The following is a 5,405-nucleotide window of genomic DNA, read 5'->3' on the forward strand; positions in this document are numbered from 1 at the left end:
AGCATTTTTAAACCCCGGTAAATCCCTTAGTGTAGGGATTTATCGGGGTTTTGGGTGTTAAAGATGAGATAGTATACAACAAAAAGGACAGATTAACCACTTCAAGCTATCGCTTGACCGAAATTCATCTCCCACTTTCACTGGTGCTTCGCACCCATACGCTTAGAAGTGGGAGACTTCTTTCGGAATTACGTTAAAAGGATTCCTTATTCAGTGATATGAAAAATTCTAGGTTGTTTCATCATGTGCTGATTAGTCAAAATAAAAGCCGTCAAATCGAGTCAGGGAAATTTCCACTCGATTTGACGGCTTTTTCTATACTCAAATTAGAAATTTAGTGTATGGGTATGGACATTTTAGCTTTTGGATTGGATGAGTAGGCTGTATGATGAGTCTTAGAACACACTCAATTACAATCTCGACCTCGAGTAGGGTCGTAAACTAGCTGACCAAGTCAATTCCACCTGTTTCCTCACTCAGAACGCTTACTCAGACCGGCCACTTTTCAATCTCATATGCCATATTCCAGAACATCCATTCCAGCTGACAGCTTTTGACAAAAGCTTCCTTCATGATGGCTTTCTCAGTGTCAGAAGCTGTTTCGGCATAAGCATCAAGACGTGTTCTGAATGTATTGATAATCGTATCCACTTCATTTTTTGCATAGAAGGAAATCCATTCAGCAAAAGGATGAGCCTCATCTATAGAAAAATTCTCTTTAAGGTAATGAGCGATTTCCAGATACGTCCACGGACAAGGGAGCAGAACAGCGAGGATCTCTCCAAAACTTCCTCGCTGGGCGACATCAAGCATGTGACGGGTGTAATGATGGGCAGACGGTGCTAGAGGTTCGTATTGCAAATCTTCGTATCTGACACCAGCTACCTGACAGAAATTAGTGTGAGGATGTACTTCAGCATCCAGAATAAAAGTGATCTGATTGTTAAAAACTGCCATATCTTCTCTAAGTACACTTTTTGAAATAGCTATACCGTATACTTGATTAAAGGTATTTAAGTATTCAAAATCCTGTTTGACATAGTGTATAAGCTGTTCAGCTTCAAGCTTTCCAGATCCTATTCCTTGTACGAATGGATGTCTGAAAATAGACTGGAATATTGAATCAGCTTCTTGCCTTAATTCTTCGGTAAATGACATGGTTTAGCCTCCAGTAGTATGGTAATTACAATTTGCGGACTTTATGGTCTCTGCTTAAAAGAACTATAGCTGACGGGCAGACGAACCAAAAGAACAAGACGAACAAGAAGAACACCGACTGAGAAAAGCGGACTGATACAGGAAGTGAAGGGCGCGAGAAGAATGGGAATGGATCTACGCATTTAACTTCATCAATATATTTAAGTTATCTGACTGCAAAAAAAGCCGCTCTGCTAATCTGCAGGGCGGCATAACTTAAAAGTCATGATGAACGTTGGAGAGTCGTTTAAAACACTCCATACATAATGATCTAAGCTCCACTTCCCTACGCTGGAGTTAACCAGATCAGGTTCCAAGGGTCAAAGCATTGCTTTTCTCAGCCGTCAGCGGCTCCCCTAGTGAAAGAGATATTCAATTATCTTTCAAAGTCATTATGGCATATGTGTCCTCGTATCGCAAGAAAAAAGGAACAGAACTAAATGATTTACCCAATCAGCCAGAAGTATCCGATGACGACGAAACCTACAGCTATCCTGTACCAGCCGAATGAGCTGAAGTCATTTCGACGGATATAGTTCATTAGGAATTTGATTGCAAAGATTGATACCAGGAAAGATACAATACAGCCGACGATCAGAATGAGCAATTCTTCTAATGTGAAAGTAAAGCCGAAACCCAGCAGTTTGATCAGACTTGCACCCATCATCACGGGTATGGACAGGAAGAAAGAATATTCAGCAGCAATCGGACGGGCTGTTCCAATAAGGATGGCCCCGACAATAGTTGCACCTGAACGGGATGTACCTGGAATCAGAGCAAGCACCTGAAAGAAACCAATCATGAGGGCGACTTTATAATTTAAATCTTCCCAAGTTGCTATAGTTGGAATCTTTCCTTCATTACGTTTCTCTATTACGATAAATGCGACCCCATAGATGATGAGGGCTACTGCTACTGTAATCCAGTTATAGAAAAGGTCATGGATGGCATCTTCAAACAGTATGCCGAATACTCCTGCAGGAATGATACCGATAAGTACTTTGTACCAAATATGCCAGGTTTCTTTTTTCTGCAGATCATTTTTACCTGAGTCAAAGGGGTTAAGTTTTTTAAAATAAAGCAGAACTACCGCCATAATGGAAGCCAGCTGAATGACTACAAGGAACATTTCCTTGAATTCGTCAGTAGTATTAAGTATGAGAAACTCGTCTACCAGGATCATGTGTCCGGTGCTGCTGACAGGGAGCCATTCTGTAATTCCTTGTACTACGCCCAGTATGATGGACTTTATTAATTCTAATAACACAGTCATATCTCCTTTTAGTTAAATTCAACTCTTCCATCTTAACAAAAACAGGCGTTAAAAAACCATAAGAATATGAAGAATTCATCACAAAATCTTTTTAGTTTTTGTTTACACTAGGATGTGTTACTATTATTTATAGAATACGTATAGGAAATTATGTATACTGTCAGCACAAAATATTAAGAAAGTAGGGAGAAATATGGGAGTATTTGACTTTTTAAAAGGAAAAGGGAATGAACCTAAAGAAACGAAAGTCGTATTAAGCAACCCTGTTAATGGAAAAGTTATTCCAATCGATGAAGTGGATGATCCGGTCTTTTCACAGAAAATGATGGGAGACGGGTTTGGTGTTGTACCAAGCGATGGCGACATCTATTCACCAGCTTCAGGTAAGGTTGTCAGTGTCTTTCCGACTCAGCACGCAGTTGGACTTGAGCTGGATAACGGCATAGAAGTTCTGATTCACATCGGTATCGACACTGTAGAACTTGAAGGCGGACCATTTGACACTTTAGTCAAAGAAGGCGACACGGTTACACCGGAAACTAAAATTTCTACAGTAGACCTTGAAGGCCTGAAAGCTGCCGGTAAAGAAAACACAGTCATCATCGTTTTCACCAACATGGATCAAGTAGGAGATTATGACCTGTCAACTACTGGAGAAACCCAAAAAGGCGCAGAAATCGGTTCTGTTTCTTCTAAATAACACACTAAAAAAGCCTCGGAAAGGATATTCTTGAGGCTTTTTTTTTGATCTCTAGTGTGTATAAATACCAGCGTTCATCACATTTGTGCCAGGCAGTTCAGCTGATCGGAAAATTTACATTCAGAATCAGCGAGATAAATCTGACTAATGCTCAATCAGTTCTGTGGCCGAACAATGGTAAATACTTTTCCTATTTCAGAATAGGCATTTCCAGACAATCGAGCCACTGGTTCAAGGTGTTCGGGGAGGATATATTCCTTCTCAGAATCATATACGGCTGGATCGATGTGCACATCGGTCACTTTAAGAAGGAAGTGGTCGGTTACAACCTCTCCAGATTCGTCTACGATGGGAATATGCTGATACAGAGTGGTTTCAAAGCGGATCAGGGCTTCTCTGATTCCAGGGACTTTAACGGACGAACTGTCGACTAATGAGAGATCTGTCCGGTCCAGCTCGCTCTCATCAGAGGCAAGAGGAGCAGATGTCTCATTCATATCTGTAGTTAGTGATTTACTCACGATATGAACGACAGCTTCTTTCTGATCGATGATGTTCAAAGCTGTGTCTTTAGCTTTTCCGTTTGAGCGCAGGATAGAGACAGTAAGAAGTGGGATCTGATTGGACGCTACACTAAAGAAACTGAAGGGGGCAGCATTAACAATGTCATCTTCTTCATTAAGTGATGTAATCCAGGCAATTGGTCTGGGAATTACGCTGCCGGTTAGAAATTTATACTGCTGTTTGGCAGATAAGTCGGATGTTTTAAAATGATGCATGAGGGAGATACTCCTTTTCGTAGTCATAATGTAATGGTACTTAGTTAAGTATATTCTGAATTCAAGATTCTTTCCAGTTTTTGAACAATCCTCCTGTTTTGAGACCTATAAATGGCAAGAAGTGATAGAGCCGATTTTTGTATATCAAATTCTGAAGAATAAAATCAATACAATAAAAAAGAGAGGGAACGCCTCTCTTTCAAATGAATTGTTTGTATCAGGATCAATCGACTTATACGAACTGAACGCAGATGACTTCAGGGGCGTAGACATCTTTTTGAAGCAAGGTCAGGCTTCCATCAGAAGCGTCTCGTTCAAATAAAGTCAGGTTATCAGTATCCTGGTGCCCGACGACGACATAAGATTCCGTTGGGTCCAGATTAAAGTCACGTGGAATCTCTCCTTCAGTCGGTACATAGTCATTCAGCGTCAACGTACCGTCCACATTGATAGAAAATATGGCAATGGAGTCGTGTCCGCGGTTTGATGCATAAACGAATCGGCCGTCTGAAGAAACTCTTATCGCTGCTCCACCGTTGAAAGCTGTATGGTCTTCAGGAATAGAAGAAACTGTCTGAAGGTGACTGAAAGAGCCGTATTCAGAATCGTAAGACAGAGTCAGAACCTCACTGCTAAGTTCTCCAAAAACGTAGGCAACAGCTTGATCAGGATGAAAGGCTATATGACGCGGCCCAGTGCCGGGAGCTGTTTCAAAAACTGCCACTTCTGTCAGCTCATTATTTTCTGTAAGAGAATAAGTGTAAACTTGGTCTGTTCCGAGATCACAGGCCACCAGATACTTCTTGTCTGGAGTCAGATCGAAGTAGTGAGCATGAGGGCCATCCTGATTTTCATGGGCGGATCGACCTGAATGCACTGATTTATCCAGTAGTTCCAGTTTGCCTTTATCAGAAACTTTGATGACAGCAACTTCTCCTTTATGATAATTGGCAGTATAGAGGAGCCCCTTATCTTCATCATAAGCTACATAACAGGGAGGAGCGCCTTCTTCGAGCCATTCATCTACAAGCTCATATTCACCGGAATCGGACTGTTTGAATGAAGCAATGCCACCTGTTCCGTTATCCTTTTTGGTAACAGAAAACAGCAGGCTGTAATCCTCAGATCCGTCAAGATAAGTTGGGCTGCCTAACGAAGCTTCATGCTTGAGGTTCCCAAGCTGTTTTGTTTCAGTGTTGAGTTCTATGCTGTAAATCCCTTTACTTTCTCTTTTGGTATACGTTCCCAGAATTAATTTATCAGTCATTCAGGGACCTCCTTCTTAAATTAGGTTCTTAAATAAGTATAACAAACTATTTACTGACCGTGAAAGAAAAGAGCATGTCTTCGAATAATATTTTTCAGTAATTTAGATACCTAAAAATATCACTAGTGTTGCATTAAAAATTTAACTGTTTCATGATATAAAAAAGTCCTTTATAATGGGGTTGGATGA

The 5,405-nt window shown here is 40.8% G+C and carries 5 protein-coding genes and 1 riboswitch; of the genes, 1 reads left to right on the forward strand and 4 read right to left on the reverse strand.

Features of this window, described 5'->3' with window-relative positions; all coding sequences use genetic code 11:
* Window positions 1-489: 489 nt before the first annotated feature.
* Together tenA and ABFX15_RS08290 are read right to left on the reverse strand one after the other, a co-directional pair.
* The gene (gene tenA, locus ABFX15_RS08285) at window positions 490-1,158 is read right to left on the reverse strand and encodes a thiaminase II (RefSeq protein WP_346024986.1); all 669 of its coding nucleotides are present in this window, start codon (window positions 1,156-1,158) and stop codon (window positions 490-492) included.
* Window positions 1,159-1,463: 305 nt separating this feature from the next.
* Window positions 1,464-1,565: riboswitch (TPP riboswitch) on the reverse strand.
* 77 nt (window positions 1,566-1,642) lie between these two features.
* Window positions 1,643-2,470 carry an undecaprenyl-diphosphate phosphatase gene (locus tag ABFX15_RS08290; RefSeq protein ID WP_346024987.1) on the reverse strand — a complete coding sequence of 276 codons (828 nt, stop codon included), beginning with the start codon at window positions 2,468-2,470 and terminating at the stop codon, window positions 1,643-1,645.
* Between the two features lie 193 nt (window positions 2,471-2,663).
* Between ABFX15_RS08290 and ABFX15_RS08295 the strand changes: the two genes are divergently transcribed.
* Window positions 2,664-3,170, forward strand: coding sequence for a PTS sugar transporter subunit IIA (locus tag ABFX15_RS08295; protein ID WP_346024988.1), 507 nt, complete (start codon window positions 2,664-2,666; stop codon window positions 3,168-3,170).
* A 155-nt stretch (window positions 3,171-3,325) separates the two neighbouring features.
* Here ABFX15_RS08295 and ABFX15_RS08300 read toward each other — a convergent pair whose 3' ends face one another.
* A complete protein-coding gene (locus ABFX15_RS08300) occupies window positions 3,326-3,949 on the reverse strand; it encodes a flavin reductase family protein (protein WP_346024989.1) in 624 nt (207 codons plus the stop codon).
* A 232-nt stretch (window positions 3,950-4,181) separates the two neighbouring features.
* On the reverse strand, window positions 4,182-5,216 hold the full coding sequence (locus tag ABFX15_RS08305) for a lactonase family protein (protein WP_346024990.1): 1,035 nt from the start codon (window positions 5,214-5,216) through the stop codon (window positions 4,182-4,184).
* Between the last annotated feature and the right edge of the window lie 189 nt (window positions 5,217-5,405).

Source organism: Alkalibacterium indicireducens, from assembly GCF_039522005.1.
Classification (GTDB): domain Bacteria; phylum Bacillota; class Bacilli; order Lactobacillales; family Carnobacteriaceae_A; genus Alkalibacterium; species Alkalibacterium indicireducens.